The sequence below is a fragment of the Carboxylicivirga mesophila genome (genome assembly GCF_018271975.1).
Lineage (GTDB): Bacteria > Bacteroidota > Bacteroidia > Bacteroidales > Marinilabiliaceae > Carboxylicivirga > Carboxylicivirga mesophila.
The window spans coordinates 13,535-31,679 of the sequence record NZ_JAGUCN010000010.1 but is presented as its reverse complement, the minus strand read 5'-3'; the positions used below and the strand labels follow the sequence as shown (position 1 = coordinate 31,679).

Below are 18,145 nucleotides of genomic sequence, written 5' to 3'. Positions count from 1 at the left end.
AATTCAACCACATGTTTACGAAAAACGACCTTGAACAAATCAACAAAAAAGGAATAGATATTAAGCTTATTGAGCAACAACTGGAGCATTTCAAAAATGGATTTGCTTTTGCTCAGTTGCGTAAAGCAGCAACCATTGACGATGGAATCATTCAAGCTTCTGCAAAAGATCATGAGCGTTATATCAATTTATATAATAAGGCTCTGAATGATGGCTTGAAGACAATCAAGTTTGTACCTGCATCAGGAGCAGCTACCCGCATGTTTAAGGCTCTTTTTGAGTTTCTAAATGCGAATGAAGAACAAAAAGACGTGATGATGCAGCAAGCACCATATGATGCTTTTTTTGCGCACATTCGTCAATTTGCCTTTATCGATGATCTTGAAAAAGCTTTGCAAAAAAGAATAGATACCAAACACATTGACACAAAGTTAGCTACACAAGTAGTAGAACATCTTTTACTTGGCAAGGGATTGAATTATGGCAGCCTGCCCAAAGGCCTGCTGAAGTTTCACATGGGTACTGAGTCGGCACTGACTCCTTTGGAAGAACATCTGAAGGAAGCGGCACAGTATGCAAAAGTAAACGATAAAGCCAAAACACATTTCACCATTAGTCCTGAACACGAGGAGCTTTTTAAACAGCAGCTTGACGCAGGTAAGGAACAAATAGAAGCGCAGTTTAGTGTCAAATTTGATGTGAGTTTCTCATTTCAAAAACCATCCACTGATACAATTGCCGTCAATCCTGACAATACACCATTCAGAAATGATGATGGACAACTACTCTTCAGGCCTGGCGGGCATGGGGCACTCATTGAAAACCTGAATGATCTGCAGGAAGAACTTGTTTTTATTAAAAACATTGATAACGTGGTACCTGAGCATTTACAAAGCGATACGGTTGCATATAAGCAAGTACTGGCCGGTATTGTATTGGATAAACAAGCACAGATATCTGATATACTCAAAGGACTAGATCAGTCATCTGACGAGGCCACGGATGCGGGAGTTGACTTTCTGGTGAATGACCTGCAAATGGAACGTTCGGCCATTGAACAATTATCTAATGACGAGAAGCGTTCCTTACTATTAGATAAACTCAACCGTCCTATACGTGTTTGTGGCATGGTTAAAAATGAAGGCGAACCTGGCGGAGGTCCATTCTGGGTAAAACAAAAGGATGACAGTATAAACCTGCAGATTGTGGAGGGAGCACAAATAGATCCCAACAATGCCGAACAGCAAGCCATATTAAAAGCCAGCACGCACTTCAACCCCGTAGATCTGGTGTGCTACACCAAAGATTACAAAGGGCAAAAGTTTGACCTGACGAAGTTCGTTGATCCTGAGACCGGTTTTATTTCTGAAAAAACACAGAACGGAAATGCACTTAAAGCACTTGAACTGCCAGGTTTGTGGAATGGTGCAATGGCACATTGGCTGACATTTTTCGTAGAAGTACCCATCAGCACATTTAATCCTGTTAAAACGGTCATGGACTTATTAAGGCCTCAACATCAACCTGAGAAGTAACCATTTACTATTCAATAAAAAATCCCTCTTCACAATGTGAAGAGGGATTTTCGCTTCATAGATTTGGAGTTATTATGGAAGAACTTCCATAGTTTCATTAAATAGCATTACTACCTTTTTCACCGGTTCTTATTCGGATGCACTCCTCTAATGGTGTTATAAAAATCTTACCATCACCAATTTCTCCCTCTACCTCGCTTACCGATTTTGCCCCTTCGATGATGGCATTAACGGTTGTATCAACAAATTCATCATTGACAGCAATTTCCACACGCATTTTAGGAATAAGTGATGGAATTACTTTTTTACCACGGTAAACTTCTTCTCGCTTTTGAGCGCCATGGCCCGACACCCGACTGACTGTAATTCTGGTAATACCGGCAGCTATAAGGCTCTCTCGAACCTGATCAAGCTGGTATGAACGTATAATAGCAGTTATTAATTTCATCTGTGTAATTTTACTTTTTGTTGTCAGATGGAACTCGCAAGTAAATTTTAATCAAACACTTATTTGCCCTTTATTTAAAATTTACTAGTTCGTTTCATGTCTTTAATAGTTTATTCTTGTTGGTTGCAAAGCGGCTGATCTGCCTGCCAACTTATTAACTCAATACTTAAAGTGATAAGTTAATTAATTAGGATTTAACATGCCATAACCGCGTTCTCCATGGTAAGCATGGTCTAATCCCTGCATCTCCTCTTCAGGTGTTGACTTAAGGCGAAACAGTTTTTCAACTACCACCAATATAATCAGGGTTAAGACAATTGAGTAGGCCATTGCTATAGCCACAGCTGCTACCTGCACACCTAACTGTTGCCAGATACTCCAGCTTCCTCCGGCAGCTTCAGCAGCATTAGCCATCCAGCTATCCCGTATAAAAAAGGTTAAGGCAATCGCACCAACAATACCCCCTACTCCATGAATCCCAAAGGCATCCAATGAATCATCGTAGCCAAGTTTATCTTTAACAATGAGCATTAGGTAACAAATAACAGTCGCCAGGGCACCTAAAACCATGGCTCCTAAAGGCTGTACGACACCAGCCGCTGGTGTAACAGCTACCAAACCAGATAATATACCTGAAGCAAAACCCAGTGCGGTCATTTTACCCTGATGGAATCCTTCAATTAATATCCATGTTAAAGCTCCAGCTGCGGCAGCCACTTGAGTTGCAGTTAATGCCTGAGCTGTACTCAATCCACTTGATACACTACTACCCGCGTTGAAACCAAACCAGCCAACCCATAGCAGGCCAACACCCATCATCACCATCACCAGGTTATTGGGACGCATCTGACGGTGAGGATAACCACGACGAGCCCCCAGGTAGATAGCTGCCACCAATCCACTTACACCAGCAGAAATATGCACCACCGTACCACCGGCAAAGTCAATTGCACCATCGGCACCCATATTAAACAAGAAGCCATCTTCGGCCCACACCCAGTGACACAATGGATTATATACCAGTAGTCCCCATAAGGTAATAAACACCAGGTAACCTCTGAATTTCACTCTTTCGGCAAATGCCCCTGCTATTAAAGCTGGTGTAATGATGGCAAATTTCCCCTGAAACATGGAAAATACATATTCGGGTACGCCACCTTCCATAATTGTTTCATCGATGCCTTGCAAAAACACGTAATCTGAATTCCAGCCAAACCAGCCACCCAGCACACTGCTTCCAAAACACATGCTATAACTAACTGTTACCCAAAGCACACTCATGACGCCCATAGCAGCAAAACTATGCATCATGGTACCCAACACATTTTTTGAGCGCACCAGTCCACCGTAAAACATGGCCAGACCAGGAACCATGAGTAATACCAAAGCTGTAGAGGTGATCATCCAGGCCGTGGCACCAGAATCAACACCGGGTTGCGCACTTAACTCCATCAGTCCTCCTAACCCCATTATAATTGCCAGGGTTGCCAACATTCTTTTTTTCAGTCTAAGATTTAATTTCATAATAATGTGATAAAGATTATTGATTCAATGCCCAGTTCGATTGGTCAAAATCCAACTTTAATCTGCTCAATTAGGATATACAATGTTAAATACCAAACATGCAATACCAATTCCCCTTGTCAGAATAATTATGACATTTATCAGTTTTCGGATACAAATATATAAATATGGGGTGTTATTACAAATTATTAGTATTTTTTATTTTATAACCCCATATTAAAACCATATAACATGCATTTAATTGCTTTTATAAGATGTTGACCCCATTTTATTACACCCTTCATTCAAATTATACACATCCTTCATCTATCAAAAACCAGCTTAACAGATAGCACTCATCAGCAAAATATTATGAAACCGAAAACACCGACATATCAAACAAAATCATAAATTAGTAGTGATTTACCAATAATGGCTATCGGTTTTATGAAGCGTATACCCAAGAAATAGTTTAAAACATAAGAAACACAGACATAAATGAACAAGCCAATTATTTTTATAGCCCTAACTCTACTTCTATCGTGTTCTAATAATCAAACTGGCAATTTTAGTGTTTCCATCGAAAGATCTCATTCCTACATCGAAGGCTTTATGGAATCACATAAAGTTCCCGGAATGCAGATAGCCGTATCACACAAAGGCAGCTTAGTTTGGTCACAAAGCTTTGGCTATTCGAATCTGGAGCAAAGTACTCCGGTTCATCCAGAGACCAAATTTAGGATTGCAAGCGTATCTAAGTCCGTATCAGCAGTTCTAACAGCCCGTCTATACCAAAACAGAATTGTGGACATTGACCAAGCCGTCAACGATAAACTTGCATGTTTTCAGCATATCCCGGAGTCGTTTACTGTGAGGCAATTATTTTGCCATGCTGCTGGCATCAGGCATTATTTACCCAAAGACACCTCGGGTATTAACTTCCATCACAGTATTCAAACAGGCTTAAACATCCTGAAAGATGATTCGCTTTTGTTTGCGCCTGGTCATAAGTTCCACTATTCAAGCTATGGGTACAATATTGCGGCAGCCTATATTGAAAAACAGACAAACCTAAAATTCGAAAAACTACTAAAAGACTCTCTTTTTGTACCATTGAACATGAATAATTCTATAGCAGACCATCCGTATCAAATAATACCTAATCGTACATCAGGCTATGAATTAAACACCAAAGGCGAAATTATTAATGCGCACTTTTTCGACAACCGTTACAAAATACCTTCAGGAGGTATACTTTCCTGTGCCGAGGATCTGACTAAAATATGTAATGAACTTCAATATGGTACTTATTTGAATAATAACAGCCAACAATTACTATTTACACCCTACAAGTACAGTGGCGAAAACGAAAGTGATACAGGATTTGGGTGGGTGGTAACCAAAGATGAGCACGGTAACAGACTATATGGCCACCTCGGGGGCATTACGGGCGGCTGCTCTGCCATTATGCTATACCCCGATTTGGAACTGAGTGTCATTTGGCTTGGCAATCTGGATGCCGATTGGTCAGCCGAGCCGACAATTACGATTGCCAACTTCTTTATTGACGAAATCCAGAGGAAATAACACCACACTGCGCTCACCGTGCAGTGTGCATAAATTGAAGGCTACCTGGAGGAGCTGCTCAACACAACTCATATACAATCAAAAATTGATTCAAAAGATGAGCAAAATAACGCAACTCATATTTGAAACAATCTGGATGACCGCCCAGGTTGCACATACAAACCGATAGTTCGCCAGATGCTTTACTGCTTCAGAGCCGCTTTGGTAAACAGGTAATCAGGGATTTCCTCATCAAACTTGATGCTGCTGATTTCCCAATCGGTACCGTCACCTTGCTTAAGCACATCCTTAAAGTTAAACTTCATGGGGTACCAGCGGCCTTTTATCTGTTTAAAATCACTCAATACTGTGCGCTTTAGCAGCTGACCACTCTTGGCGTAAAGCTCCTCTTTAACAGGTAAAAAATAGGTTTCATCAACCCAAAGCTTACGCGAATAGTAGGCTGCATCGTCCACCTTGGCAGTAAGCTTTAGCACAAACACTTTGTGTCCATCAATGGTTTCGGTAGATTCGATGACCGGTGTATATACATCACACAGTTTACGATCATCCATCATATCCTCATAGGACAAGTCAGACCCCATTAATGACTGGCGCAGCATGTGACCGGAAATCTGCACGATGCGATCGTTGGCCGGGTAGTAGGTCCACAGGCGGTCATCGAGCTTAAGCATTTTTGTACCCTTCTCCCGCGCCGGAGACAGGTATTCGGTAAACGACTTTTCAGTGCCCATGGTGTAACTTACCGATGTAATGGTGCGGCTGTTACGACGGCCATGAATGATCATGCTCGACTCAACAATGCGCGTATCGGCCGACATGTTATCGTCTATCTTTTGGATGATTTCATCGGCGGTTTGTGCTTTAACTGGTATGGCGAAAATGGCTATCAGCAATAGAGTTAATAATCGTGTCATATGTGTTTATGTTAGTTTTCTAGTTGTTCGTTAGTAGACGTTAGTTGATTTAATGCAAAAAACTAACGCCTGCCTGAGATTGATATATTCCTAAACTCGGGTCGTGTGTTCCTACACTCGGATCATGCGTTCCTACCCTCGGGTCGTGTATTCCTACCGGCTATTCTTGTGTTCCTACACTCGTTTCTTGAGCTCCTCAGCTCGGTTCATGCGCTCCTCAACTCCATTCATGCGCTCCTCAACTCCATTCATGCGTTCCTCAGCTCTGTTCGTGCGATCCTCAACTCGATTCGTGCGTTCCTCAGCCCTGTTTTTGCACTCCTCAACTCGATTCGTGCATTCCTCAGTCCAACACCTAATAGATTTACACCTCCAGCTCTTTAAACAGCTGAGCTGTTTTGCGCTTGTAGATGGCGTATCCGGCCAGGGCGTTCCCCAGCGTCATGGCCAGCAGTCCCGGTATAAAGCCAATGTAAAACAGTTCGGGAGATACCTTAGCGCGGTAAACCATAGGCATCATCATGGTCACGTTTTCCATCATCGAACTAAAATCGATACCGTTCTCCTGCAGGTAATAAGATGTTGCAATGCCCAGTGCCGACCCCACCACCGAACCAATGGAGCCAATGATGATGGCCTCATAGATGATAGTGCGGAAGATATGCCCTTTTTCCTCACCCAATGCCAGTCGCACACCATACTCGGTGTAACGCCTTAAACCACCCAGCAGCCCGGTATTCCAAAGCACAATGGACATGGCAATTACAAATATCATCACCATCATGGCACTCATGTTATCAGCCATGTTGAGGTACTGTTTCAGCGAAGGCTCATCGCGCAATCGCACCATAAGGGGTGCAAACTCATCGCTTTCATCATTGTACTTCAGGTTGAAGCTGTTGCGCACTGCTAAAGCCAGCTCATCGTCGTATATGTTTGATTTACAGTAGCCCAACACCTCACCAGCGGCATCTATCATATCAAAGGCCTGTTCGGCATCAGTAATATCCATGATGATGGCACCCCGATCGAGCATGGCCATGCCAAAATTAATGGTCCCACACACCTTGAAGGTCGGCACCACCATACTGCCATACATGGTTGAACCCATCACCGAAATATCATCGCCAATATTGACCGCGAAACGCTCGGCGAATTCGTTGCTTATAAGCACTTCACCTTGCTGCTCAGGTAAGCGCCCCTTAACAATCGATTTAGGAATATTAAGGCGCTCTGCCTCTTTCGATCCGGGTGTTAACAGGTCAACCGCGCGTCCGGCGGCTGGTCCCTGTGCCCTTGTTTCGCCATTGGCATCGGGCACATCCAGGAGTCCACCAAACTGAATGCGTCGCACCCATTCCATATCGGGATAATCGGCTTCCAAACGGCTGATGAGCTCACTCACATCGAGCAATGCCAAATCATTTGGTATCTGCGCCTCATTATCGGCATAGGCACGGCTCATCACCTTCACATGACCCATGGTGTAGTTGGCATTCATGTCAATCATATCGCCAAATACACCTTTCATCCATCCGCTCATAAAAACGGTCAGAAACACGCCCAAAGAGACTACTATTACCGGCAGCAGACTTCGGCTCTTATCGCGTAATATACCTTTGATTAAAAATTGTATCATGATTCGTTTATTAGTCAGTAGTTAAAATAAGATTTGAGTAGTGAGATATGAGCAATGAGACTGATTTACATGATGTCAAAACATTTAATTTCAACAAAACCTTATTCCTACATAATCAAACAACTAACGTCTTTTTAAAATCAACTTTAATTTTATTGGTCTCTAGACTGTATTTCAATCATACCAGTTCTTTTACTAATGTACTATCTATATTTCTCATCTCTCTCCTCTCTTTATTCTCTTCCTTATTTTCCCTTCAGCGCATCCGTTGGGCTCATATAAGCTATTTTACGCGCCGGGATAAAGCTGACGATGGTGGATGTCACCAGCACAATGAGCACCGAGCCCAACACCAGCTGCCAGCTGTAATAGGGATACACGCGCTCGGCAATGGTAATGCCCATGTCAGCACTGCCAAAGTTGATGCCGATAGTATTAATCCACACAAACAGTGGAATGCCATAGGCCGCACCCAATAAGGCCGCCAGAATACTGTGCACACCACCCTCAATAGTAAAAATACCCACCACCTGCTTGCGGGTTAAACCCAAAGCGATATAGGTACCAATCTCCTTCTTGCGCCTGAAGATGGACAGTATCTGCGTATCAAAAATGGCCAATAGAGCAATCATCAGCAGAACCAACTGTATGATACGCCCACTTATGCGCTCCGAATTAATTAAATCATCTAAATCCTTTAGCAAGAAATCGGCTGACTTAAAGCTCCACCCTGCCAATCCGGCAACTTCTGACCCACTCACCAATAAAGTCGCTTCGTTGTCAAAGTCCATCATCTGCTGCATCACCTGGTAATCGATGTATAACTGTCCCTGGTCGGCTTCGGCCACATCACAATTAAACACCTGAGCCACCACAACCTGCCTGGCATCAAAAGTACCATGTCGATCGCGCCATCGTAGCAGTACCTGGTCGCCTACCTGCAGTTTGGTCGCCTTTGCCATGCGCTTACCAATTATCACTTTTGCCTCATCGTCATCACCATTCAGCGCATCGGTGGGCAGCTTCAATAATGTCTGTTCAGGCGGTATACCTCTCAAAAGAATGCTCTGCATACGACCCTGAGGATAAATGGTGGCCTGCTGCAGAAGTTGTGGTACCAGGTGCCCGCCGTCGATTTCTTGTTGAGCCTGCTCGTCAATCGGCTGATGCGCCTCGTTGATGGTGTATACATCGTACTTATCGTAGTCAGGATGCCAGTATTGCCCCTGTCCAATCTCCCAGTCCTGCGTATCATTTCTGCTCTGCCGGTTCCAACCATCAATCATACCATTGTAAAATACAATGAGCACAAAGGCCAGCGACAGCACACTCACATTGAGCCAGGTGCGTAAGCCTGCTCCCAAAAGATTTCGATATGCTAATTTAAATGCGACCATATTTTAGCTTAGAGTTTAGTAGTTTGGGGTTCAGGGTTCAGGGTTTAAGAGTTGAATGATTGTGTTTTTTTATCTTGTGTCTTACTGTATTTTCCCTTTTAATGCTTCCGTTGGATTCATTCTTGCAATCTTTCGGGCCGGCAGATAGCTCACTATAGCAGATGCAATGACTACCAGCACGATGGTTGACAGGATGAGCCGCACACTGTAATAAGGATAAATGGTAGCGGCCATAGTGATGCCCACGTCCACATCTCCAAAACTAAGTCCGATGGCATTGAGCCATATAAAAAATGGAATGCCATAGGCGGCTCCTAACACAATTGCCAATATGCTGTGCGCTGCCCCTTCGATGGTAAAGACACCAACCACCTGCCAGCGAGTCAATCCCAGGGCGATAAAAGTGCCTATTTCCTTCTGCCTTCTAAAGATGGACAGCACTTGTGTATCAAAGATGGCCAAAAGAGCAATGAGCAGTAACACGGCTTGCAGCACAATACCACCACCCTTTTTCGATTCAATCAGCTGGTCAAGCTCTGCTAATAGAAACTTTATATCCTTAAAATCCCAGCCATCCATAGTGGCAGGTTTTTCCTCTCCAGTCACCAGCAGAGTGGCATCACCTTGTAAGCCCATCATGGTTTGCATGGCTTCAAAATCGATGTATATCTGTCCATTATCAATCGAAGGCACATCTGCGTTAAAAACCGATGCAATGGTGAGCTCTGTAGCATCAAAAGTGCCGTTCTTATCGCGCCAGCGTATCAACACCTTATCGCCTATGCCCAGTTTGGCGGCTGTAGCCATTCGCTTACCAATGACAGCAGGCAAACCTTCGGTCACGCCTTTTAGCTCTTGGGTAGGCAGCTTTAATAGCTGTTGATCATGAGGTATGCCTTTGAGCAGCACACTCTGCATGCGCCCTTGTGGGTAAATTGTAGCCTGCTGAATCAACATCGGCACCAGACTCCCATCCTTCACCTTGCCAATGATTTGCGCATCCAAGGGCTTATGGGCATCTTTTATGCTGTACACATCCAGCTTATCGTAGTGTGGATGCCAATATTGTCCGTTGGCCACTTCCCACTGTTGCGTATCTTTACGGCTCTGTCTGTTCCAACCATCAAGCATACCATTATGGAAAATGATGAGCACAAAAGCAAAGGACAAAACACTTACATTTAACCAGGTGCGTGTGCCTGCACCAATCAGGTTTCGATATGCTAATTTAAATGCGACCATTTATTTTAGTTGAAAGTTTAAGGGTTGAGGGTTTAGGGTTTAGGGTTTAAGAGTTTACAAGTTGAATGATGGTGTTTTTGCGTCCTAGATCTTATGTCTTTAAATAGCAACCAGAGATTAGCTAGTAGAAACTAGCGATTCTCATGGTGCTTCATTCTTTTCTTCTGCTATCGGCCTTCTGCCTACTAACCACTGACTAATCATTACTGACTACTGACCAATTCCACTTGCTCATCGGCTACCACTTTCCCATCAGCCAACGATATCTGACGCTTCAGGTACTGCATCACCTTCTCATCGTGTGTAGAAAAAATGAAGGTCACACCCAGCTCCTCATTCAACTTCTGCATAGTTTGTAAGATGTGGTGCGAATTCTTCGAATCGAGGTTGGCAGTAGGCTCATCAGCCAAAACGATTTTCGGCCTCTTCACCATGGAACGGGCAATAGCTACCCGTTGACACTCGCCACCCGACAGCATCGATGGTTTTGATTTTTCTTTATCGGTCAACCCCACCCATTCGAGGGCCTGCATCACCGCTTTACGGCGTTCTTCGGCAGAAATATTTTGCAGCAACAAAGCAAATTCCACGTTTTCATACACAGTGTACACCGGCAGCAGATTATAAGTCTGGAATATAAACCCAATGTGGTGATTCCGCATATTGGCAGCCTGCTTTTGCGACAACTCAGCAATGGAGCGGCCTAATACGGTAGCTTTTCCTTCGCTGGGTACATCAAGCGAACCAATAATATTTAGCAAAGTGGTTTTTCCCGAACCACTGGGACCAACCAAGCCTGCAAACTCACCTTTACCAAAGCTCAGGTTGATATCGGTTAAAGCCGTAAAAAAGCCATTTCCTACCGGGAAACGCTTGGTCAGATGCTCCAATTGTATGATTTGATTATCCATATCTTGAAATATAATATCATCGACAACAATTCGTTTTACCATTAAAAATTATACACCAGCATTAGCTGAATACCTTTGCCACCAAATAGATTTTCGGCATTACCTTGCAACGGCATGTTATAGTCATCCGGATTCCAATAAGCCATCATATTAAGAGCAATGGCATCGTATTGCTTACTCCAGTTGATAAAATTATACCACTTGCTATCGGCCCAGCTATAGAACACAATTGTATTGACATTATCAAACATACCAATGGGGTAATTCAGTGAACAAGCCGTAATATTGATGGCGTCATTAAATGCAAATGCTTTTTTATCATAGGAAGTTACTAAATGTTCAGCAATAATGCTTAAACCGTTGCCTATACCAAAAGTGTAATCCAATCCAATATTCAGATTAACCTGGTTGGTGAGTTCGCCCATATCTTTATTCATATTTACCCAGGCACCTTCAAACCAGAAACCCACCACCTTGTCGAAACGTGCATCGAAGCCCAATCGGTTTTCAGGTATCTTATCCCACTCGGCTACCTCACCATTCAAATGTCTGCTATCGGCCACACGGTGATGATACGATAGGGCCACCTCTCCAAGCGGCACAGGAGCCTGAATACGCCCTCCAAACTCAGGGATAGACCGATTACTCCTCATATATTCCCATCCCTTTACATTATCGTTGCCATACAACACCCACACCCACAAATTGGCGTTATTCATAAAGTAATAGCGCATCAATCCACCCCACACACCATCGGTCAGCTGCAGAGGATCACGCGGGTCCACCTGGTCGAACCACATCAATGGGCGCAGTAAAGTCGCCGAGCCAAAGTTGATTTTCTGCAGTCCCAGCCGTACTTCCAGCTGATCGGTTGAATAGCGCCCCCAGATGCGATAGGGACTCACTTTACCATTCCAGTCACTCGAATCGGGTATTTGCAAGCCCACATCACCCACCATATTGGCAGATGCCTCAAAATCCAAACGTCTGTCAAGGCTTAAATCAACCGTATAATTTGCCTGAGGAATAAACCGTCCGCCAAAATACACCGGATAAGGATTATCCTGGTTATAATGCATCCATCCCACCATTTGCCCTTGCCAATCGATACGGTTTGGTTTTTCGACTACCTGGGCATTAGCATCAACTATTACACACCATAATAATATAAACAGTTGCAGTCTCATCCTATTCACTTCTGTGGCATCATACCATAAAACAGGTAGCGCATATTTTCCATTATCAGTTCACCGGGCGAATCATACCTTGCCAATAGAGTTTTGTCATTGACGGTTTGCGTCATCAGATTCATCTGGTAGAGGATAAAATCGATGCTTACATCTTGCCGTATTTCATCGTTTTGTTGAGCTTGCTTCAGGAATTCTGCAAAAATACTGGCAGATTGTTCGCTATACTTTTGCATAAAAGCCAACAAGCCATTATCTGGGTTGGCATAGATATCGTTTAGAAACTCCGCACTTAGCTCTTTAGTGCCCTCCATTTTCATGTGCATCATTTGCTCCACTTTTTGCTCGAAAGACAATTCGGAGCTAATCAGTTCCTCAAATTGCCCCATCGCCTGCTCCATAATGTCTTTTAGAATGGATTTAGCCAGTTCAATTTTGTTTGGAAAGTACTTATAAAAGGTCATCTTACTCACCGATGCCTCCTTACATATCTCTTCAATACTCACCCGTTTAAGGCCGTATTTCCAAAACAGCTTTTTACCGGTTGAAAGTGCTGCCTGATATTTCTTGTTTTTGGTAAAATCCTTCATCCTAAATATACTTACAGTACAAATATATACGTTTTATTTATTTTAATATACTATTCGTATATTATTTTCACATATGTAAATTGCTATTTTTGTTAATTCAAGACAAATATTGAATTAATAACCTGAGCTCGACGTAAAATTTTGAACTCATAACACTTACAAATAGCGAGTTTCAACTGTATATTGACAAAAGAATAGCGGGCTATTTTGAGTCGATTACAAGAAGAAAATTGCTGTTTGTAAGAGTGATGAACAAGCTTTGAATAAATAATGCCCCTTCAGTCCAGCGGACAGCTTCCCAAGGGAAGCATTTGCAATGCAACCAATCAATACCTTCGCATGCTGGAAGTGCAGACGGCGACGTGCAAAAGTCTGAAATCAAGGGTTCGTATCATTAATAAAGTATCGCAACAAGAGACGAAACTAATGAAGCACGAAAAAGCCGGAACCACATTAAGCGATTCCGGCTTATTCAAAATAATCAGGTACAGATTATTTTTTCAATGCTTTATAGATGTAATAAATGCCTGCTATAACAAATGGCACGCTTAACAGTTGTCCCATGTTGAAAGTCATCCCCTCCTCAAAAGCTTCCTGATTTTCTTTCACAAACTCAATAAAGAAACGTGACGCAAATATGCCAATCAGGAAGATACCGAAAATAAGCCCCTGCTTTTCTTTGGCTTTTGTCTTCCAATAGGTGAAGAATACGGTCACAAAGGTTATCAGGTAGCAAATGGCTTCATATAATTGTGTTGGATGCTTGGCAATCGTCTCTCCCCTTCGCTCAAACACAAATCCCCATGGCAAATCAGTCGCATGACCATATATTTCAGAATTCATCAGGTTACCTAAACGAATGAATACAGCAGCCAAAGCCACCGGCACTACCAGACGATCAAGCGTCCATATCATACTACGTTTAGTTACCTTTTTAGAGTAGTAATACAGGGCCACCAATATACCAATAGCACCTCCATGACTGGCCAGACCACCTTCCCATATTTTGATGATATCACCAAGATTCTGCGAATAGTAATCCCAGCCATAGAAAATTACATGACCTAAACGAGCCCCTACAATCGTGGCAATCACCACGTACATAAAGAGCTTATCGAGCCATTCCTGTTGAATACCCTCTGACTTAAACATACGCTCGATAATATAGTAACCAAGCATAAAGCCCATAGCAAACAGCAAGCCATAGTAACGCACATGAATTGGACCTAATGAAAATATTTCGGGATCTACATTCCAGTTGATTGAATTGAGTATCATATTTTAGTAATTAGTGAATAGTGCACAGTGCACAAGGCACTACGCACTAAAAAGCTTTTAATCTACAATCCTTTACCGTGGCACTGTTTATATTTTTTACCACTACCACAAGGACAAGGTTCATTACGTCCCACTTTCTTTTCAACACGCACGGGCTCCACTCTCTCAGGCCTTTTCTGCTCGCCATCACCTGAACCACCACCTCTGCTAAACTCATCTTTGCGCGTCTGCATTTTACTATAATCCTGACGCTTGCGCTCCTGTGCTTCCTGCACACCATCAGCATTCTGAATAGGAATATGCCCCTTCGAAAGCAATGACACCACTGCCTTGTTGTTATCACCAATCATTGACTTAAACAGGTTGAACGACTCAAACTTGTAAATCAATAATGGATCCTTCTGCTCGTAAGTAGCATTCTGCACTGCCTGACGCAAATCATCCAACTCACGTAAGTGCTCTTTCCAGGCATCATCAATAGTAACCAGCATCGAAGCTTTTTCAAATGAGCGCACCAGCTCAACAGACTCAGTCTCGTAGGCCTTCTTTAGGTTAGTGGTGATGTTATATACTTTCTGACCATCGCTGATAGGGACTACAATATTTTTGTACATCTCTGACTTGGTCTCATACACATCTTTAATTACCGGATGAGCCTGCTTAGCAATCATTTCATTTTTGCGCTTATATGCCTCCCACATCTTAGCAAAAAGCTTATCCGACAATTCATCAGCCCGTCCTTTCAGAAACTCCTCTTCGGTAAATGGCGACTGGGCGGAGAAAATGCGAATAAGTTCTAATTTGAAACCTTCAAAGTCTCCAGCTTCCTGGTATTCAGCAACCACATCGCCACATGTATCCATCATCATATTGGAAATATCAACCTGGATACGTTCACCATGCAAGGCATGACGGCGCTTGGTATAAATCACCTCGCGTTGTGAGTTCATCACATCATCATACTCCAGAAGTCGCTTACGAATACCAAAGTTGTTCTCTTCCACTTTTTTCTGCGCACGCTCAATGGACTTGGTAATCATACTGTGCTGAATCATCTCACCATCTTCCAGTCCAAGGCGGTCCATGTACTTCACAATACGATCGGAACCGAACAGACGCATCAAATCATCTTCCAGCGAAACAAAGAACTGCGAAGAACCCGGGTCACCCTGACGACCTGCGCGACCACGTAACTGACGGTCGACACGACGTGATTCATGACGCTCTGTACCAATAATGGCCAAACCACCAGCAGCTTTAACTTCTGGCGTCAGCTTAATATCAGTACCACGACCTGCCATGTTGGTAGCAATTGTTACAATACCAGCCGCACCTGCTTCAGCAACAATTTCTGCTTCGCGCTGGTGCAATTTCGCATTCAGTACATTGTGCTTAATACCACGCATTTTTAGCGTACGGCTTAATAATTCGGACACCTCGACTGATGTAGTACCTACCAATACGGGACGTCCCTGCTCAACTAAGCGAATAATTTCTTCACTCACCGCATTGTATTTCTCACGTTTGGTCTTATAAACGATATCTTCCATATCGTTACGCTGAATAGGACGGTTGGTCGGAATCACCACCACATCCAACTCGTAGATATCCCAAAGCTCGCCTGCTTCCGTTTCGGCTGTACCGGTCATACCCGACAGCTTATTGTACATACGGAAATAGTTCTGCAAGGTAATGGTAGCATATGTTTGTGTAGCCGCCTCAACTGTTACACGCTCTTTGGCTTCAATGGCCTGGTGTAATCCATCGGAGTAACGACGACCTTCCATGATACGACCAGTCTGCTCATCCACAATCTTCACCTTGTTGTCCATCACCACATACTCCACATCTTTTTCGAATAATGTATAAGCTTTTAACAGCTGGTTGATGGTATGAACACGCTCCGACTTAATGGAAAAGTTCTGCAGAATCTCATCCTTCTTCTTAGTGCGCTCTTCTTCAGGCATTGTCTCTTTCTCCAGGGTAGCAATCTCCGAACCTACATCGGGTAAAACGAAGAAGTTAGGATCCTCGGCCGAACCGGTAATCAAATCAAGCCCTTTATCAGTCAGCTCAATGGAGTTATTTTTTTCATCAATCACAAAATAAAGCGGGTCGGTCACCACATGCATATTCTTGCTGTTCTCCTGCATGTAGAAGTTCTCCGTCTTTAGCATACTGGCCTTCACCCCCTGCTCACTCAAGAACTTGATAATGGCCTTATTCTTTGGTAATCCTTTAAAAGCACGCAATAACAGCAACGAACCTTCTTCCTGCTCTTTTTTATTGTCCGATTTCATTTTTTGCTTAGCCTCAGCCAATACACCTGTTACCAGCTTCTTTTGTGCTTCTACAATCTTTTCAATTTTAGGCTTCAATTCGCCAAACAACTGATCATCGCCTTTTGGCACAGGACCAGAAATAATCAATGGCGTACGAGCATCATCAATTAACACCGAATCGACCTCATCGACGATGGCATAGTTGTGCTTGCGTTGCACCAAATCGTCAGGCGAGATAGCCATGTTATCGCGCAGGTAATCGAAACCAAACTCGTTGTTGGTACCAAAAGTAATATCTGCTTTGTAGGCTGCACGGCGCTCAGGCGAGTTGGGTCGGTGCTTATCAATACAATCCACCGACAGGCCATGGAATTGATATAAAGGCCCCATCCATTCCGAGTCACGCTTGGCCAGGTAGTCGTTAACGGTTACCACGTGCACACCACGACCAGCTAATGCATTCAGGAACACCGGCAATGTAGCTACCAGTGTTTTACCCTCACCCGTTGCCATCTCAGCAATTTTACCGCTGTGAAGAACAACACCACCAATCAGCTGTACATCGTAATGTACCATATCCCAAGTAATTTCATTACCACCGGCTGACCACGAATTATAGTAAGTAGCCTTATCGCCATTTATCTCCACAAAATCTTTAGTGGCCGATAAATCACGATCGAATTGCGTAGCTGTCACTTCTAATGTTTGATTCTGAGACAAACGACGTGCTGTATCTTTAACAATCGAAAATGCCTCTGGCAAAGCATCTGTTAAAGCCTTTTCAAGTTTCTCAGTAATGTCTTTTTCAATCTTATCGATTTCCTTATAAATCTTCTCTTTTTCGCCAACAGTTACATTGCCATCCTCTGTTTTTGCGCGCAATGATTTAATCTGTTCTTCATCAGCATTTACTGCATCCTGAATGCGCTGACGCAACTCGGTTGACTTCTGACGAAGTTCATCATGTGAAAGTTTTTCAATCTGTGGATACACCTCTTTAATCTTCTTTACGAAAGGATCCACCTCTTTCATATCTCTGTCGTACTTGTTTCCAAACAGTTTGGAAATCAAACCACTAATTGCCATATTATTGTTTTATAGAGTTTTAAAAAATAAAGATATGAGACAACGATATATGTCTCAAATAAAAATGCGGAAGGTATCAGGCAAGAGGTCCTGCCCTGGTAATCAAAGAATACTTATTGCGATCGATGATACCCAGCGTATGTTCATACCTGGAATACGTATCTGCAATATTTCGCAGTCCCAAAGAGAGATGGTCTGCAGAAGCAGTATCAGCTTCATCATTCAAACCAGGCAATGACTGACTGCTCTTTACAACACTATAGGCTACCTTAACTGGCAGTGCCTGATAGTTCGCAGGTAATTCGCGAGATTCGTCAATGGCATTTTCCCAGTCAATAACTTCTTGCCAGTGACTTGTAGACAGGAGTTGAAATTGCTCAAGAATTATCTCACGAACATCAATATCATCAAAAAACAGTGACTTTCTGGCACCAGAATCAGACACACACGCAGCCGTCATCAGCAGTGTTACACCGATGAGTTTAAAATATTGCGCTTCTATTTTCGTTTTCTGATTCACCTTAATTGACAAATTGCGCATAA

At 43.1% G+C, this 18,145-nt stretch carries 14 protein-coding genes; 2 read left to right on the top strand and 12 right to left on the bottom strand.

The window, feature by feature from the left end; translation table 11 throughout:
• Window positions 1–11 precede the first annotated feature (11 nt).
• Window positions 12–1,535, top strand: a complete 1,524-nt coding sequence (locus KEM09_RS10005) for a DUF4301 family protein (RefSeq protein WP_212227992.1) — start codon at window positions 12–14, stop codon at window positions 1,533–1,535.
• Between the two features lie 97 nt (window positions 1,536–1,632).
• Here the strand turns inward: KEM09_RS10005 and KEM09_RS10000 are convergent, their stop codons facing one another.
• On the bottom strand, window positions 1,633–1,983 hold the full coding sequence (locus tag KEM09_RS10000) for a P-II family nitrogen regulator (RefSeq protein ID WP_212193013.1): 351 nt from the start codon (window positions 1,981–1,983) through the stop codon (window positions 1,633–1,635).
• A gap of 183 nt (window positions 1,984–2,166) precedes the next feature.
• Window positions 2,167–3,507, bottom strand: a complete 1,341-nt coding sequence (locus KEM09_RS09995; RefSeq protein WP_244824944.1) for an ammonium transporter — start codon at window positions 3,505–3,507, stop codon at window positions 2,167–2,169.
• Window positions 3,508–3,984: 477 nt separating this feature from the next.
• Here KEM09_RS09995 and KEM09_RS09990 point away from each other — a divergent pair, with 477 nt between their 5' ends.
• Window positions 3,985–5,073 (top strand): serine hydrolase domain-containing protein, encoded by a 1,089-nt coding sequence (locus KEM09_RS09990; protein ID WP_212227990.1) that lies wholly within the window; start codon window positions 3,985–3,987, stop codon window positions 5,071–5,073.
• Window positions 5,074–5,255: 182 nt separating this feature from the next.
• On the opposite strand, the gene KEM09_RS09985 is transcribed toward KEM09_RS09990, so the two are convergent.
• From KEM09_RS09985 to KEM09_RS09940, 10 genes are all read right to left on the bottom strand, one after another.
• Window positions 5,256–5,990, bottom strand: a complete 735-nt coding sequence (locus KEM09_RS09985) for an outer membrane lipoprotein-sorting protein (protein ID WP_212227989.1) — start codon at window positions 5,988–5,990, stop codon at window positions 5,256–5,258.
• Window positions 5,991–6,354: 364 nt separating this feature from the next.
• The gene (locus KEM09_RS09980) at window positions 6,355–7,629 is read right to left on the bottom strand and encodes an ABC transporter permease (protein ID WP_212227987.1); all 1,275 of its coding nucleotides are present in this window, start codon (window positions 7,627–7,629) and stop codon (window positions 6,355–6,357) included.
• Between the two features lie 245 nt (window positions 7,630–7,874).
• Complete coding sequence (locus tag KEM09_RS09975; protein WP_212227985.1) at window positions 7,875–9,026, bottom strand: ABC transporter permease; 1,152 nt, start codon at window positions 9,024–9,026, stop codon at window positions 7,875–7,877.
• A gap of 81 nt (window positions 9,027–9,107) precedes the next feature.
• Window positions 9,108–10,268, bottom strand: coding sequence for an ABC transporter permease (locus KEM09_RS09970; protein WP_212227983.1), 1,161 nt, complete (start codon window positions 10,266–10,268; stop codon window positions 9,108–9,110).
• Window positions 10,269–10,471: 203 nt separating this feature from the next.
• On the bottom strand, window positions 10,472–11,179 hold the full coding sequence (locus KEM09_RS09965) for an ABC transporter ATP-binding protein (RefSeq protein WP_212227981.1): 708 nt from the start codon (window positions 11,177–11,179) through the stop codon (window positions 10,472–10,474).
• A gap of 41 nt (window positions 11,180–11,220) precedes the next feature.
• Window positions 11,221–12,366, bottom strand: coding sequence for a hypothetical protein (locus KEM09_RS09960; RefSeq protein WP_212227979.1), 1,146 nt, complete (start codon window positions 12,364–12,366; stop codon window positions 11,221–11,223).
• Between the two features lie 5 nt (window positions 12,367–12,371).
• Window positions 12,372–12,956 (bottom strand): TetR/AcrR family transcriptional regulator, encoded by a 585-nt coding sequence (locus KEM09_RS09955; RefSeq protein WP_212227978.1) that lies wholly within the window; start codon window positions 12,954–12,956, stop codon window positions 12,372–12,374.
• 492 nt (window positions 12,957–13,448) lie between these two features.
• A complete protein-coding gene (gene lgt / locus KEM09_RS09950) occupies window positions 13,449–14,234 on the bottom strand; it encodes a prolipoprotein diacylglyceryl transferase (RefSeq protein WP_212227977.1) in 786 nt (261 codons plus the stop codon).
• A 62-nt stretch (window positions 14,235–14,296) separates the two neighbouring features.
• Window positions 14,297–17,602, bottom strand: a complete 3,306-nt coding sequence (gene secA, locus KEM09_RS09945; protein ID WP_212227976.1) for a preprotein translocase subunit SecA — start codon at window positions 17,600–17,602, stop codon at window positions 14,297–14,299.
• 76 nt (window positions 17,603–17,678) lie between these two features.
• Window positions 17,679–18,143 carry a hypothetical protein gene (locus KEM09_RS09940; RefSeq protein WP_212227975.1) on the bottom strand — a complete coding sequence of 155 codons (465 nt, stop codon included), beginning with the start codon at window positions 18,141–18,143 and terminating at the stop codon, window positions 17,679–17,681.
• Between the last annotated feature and the right edge of the window lie 2 nt (window positions 18,144–18,145).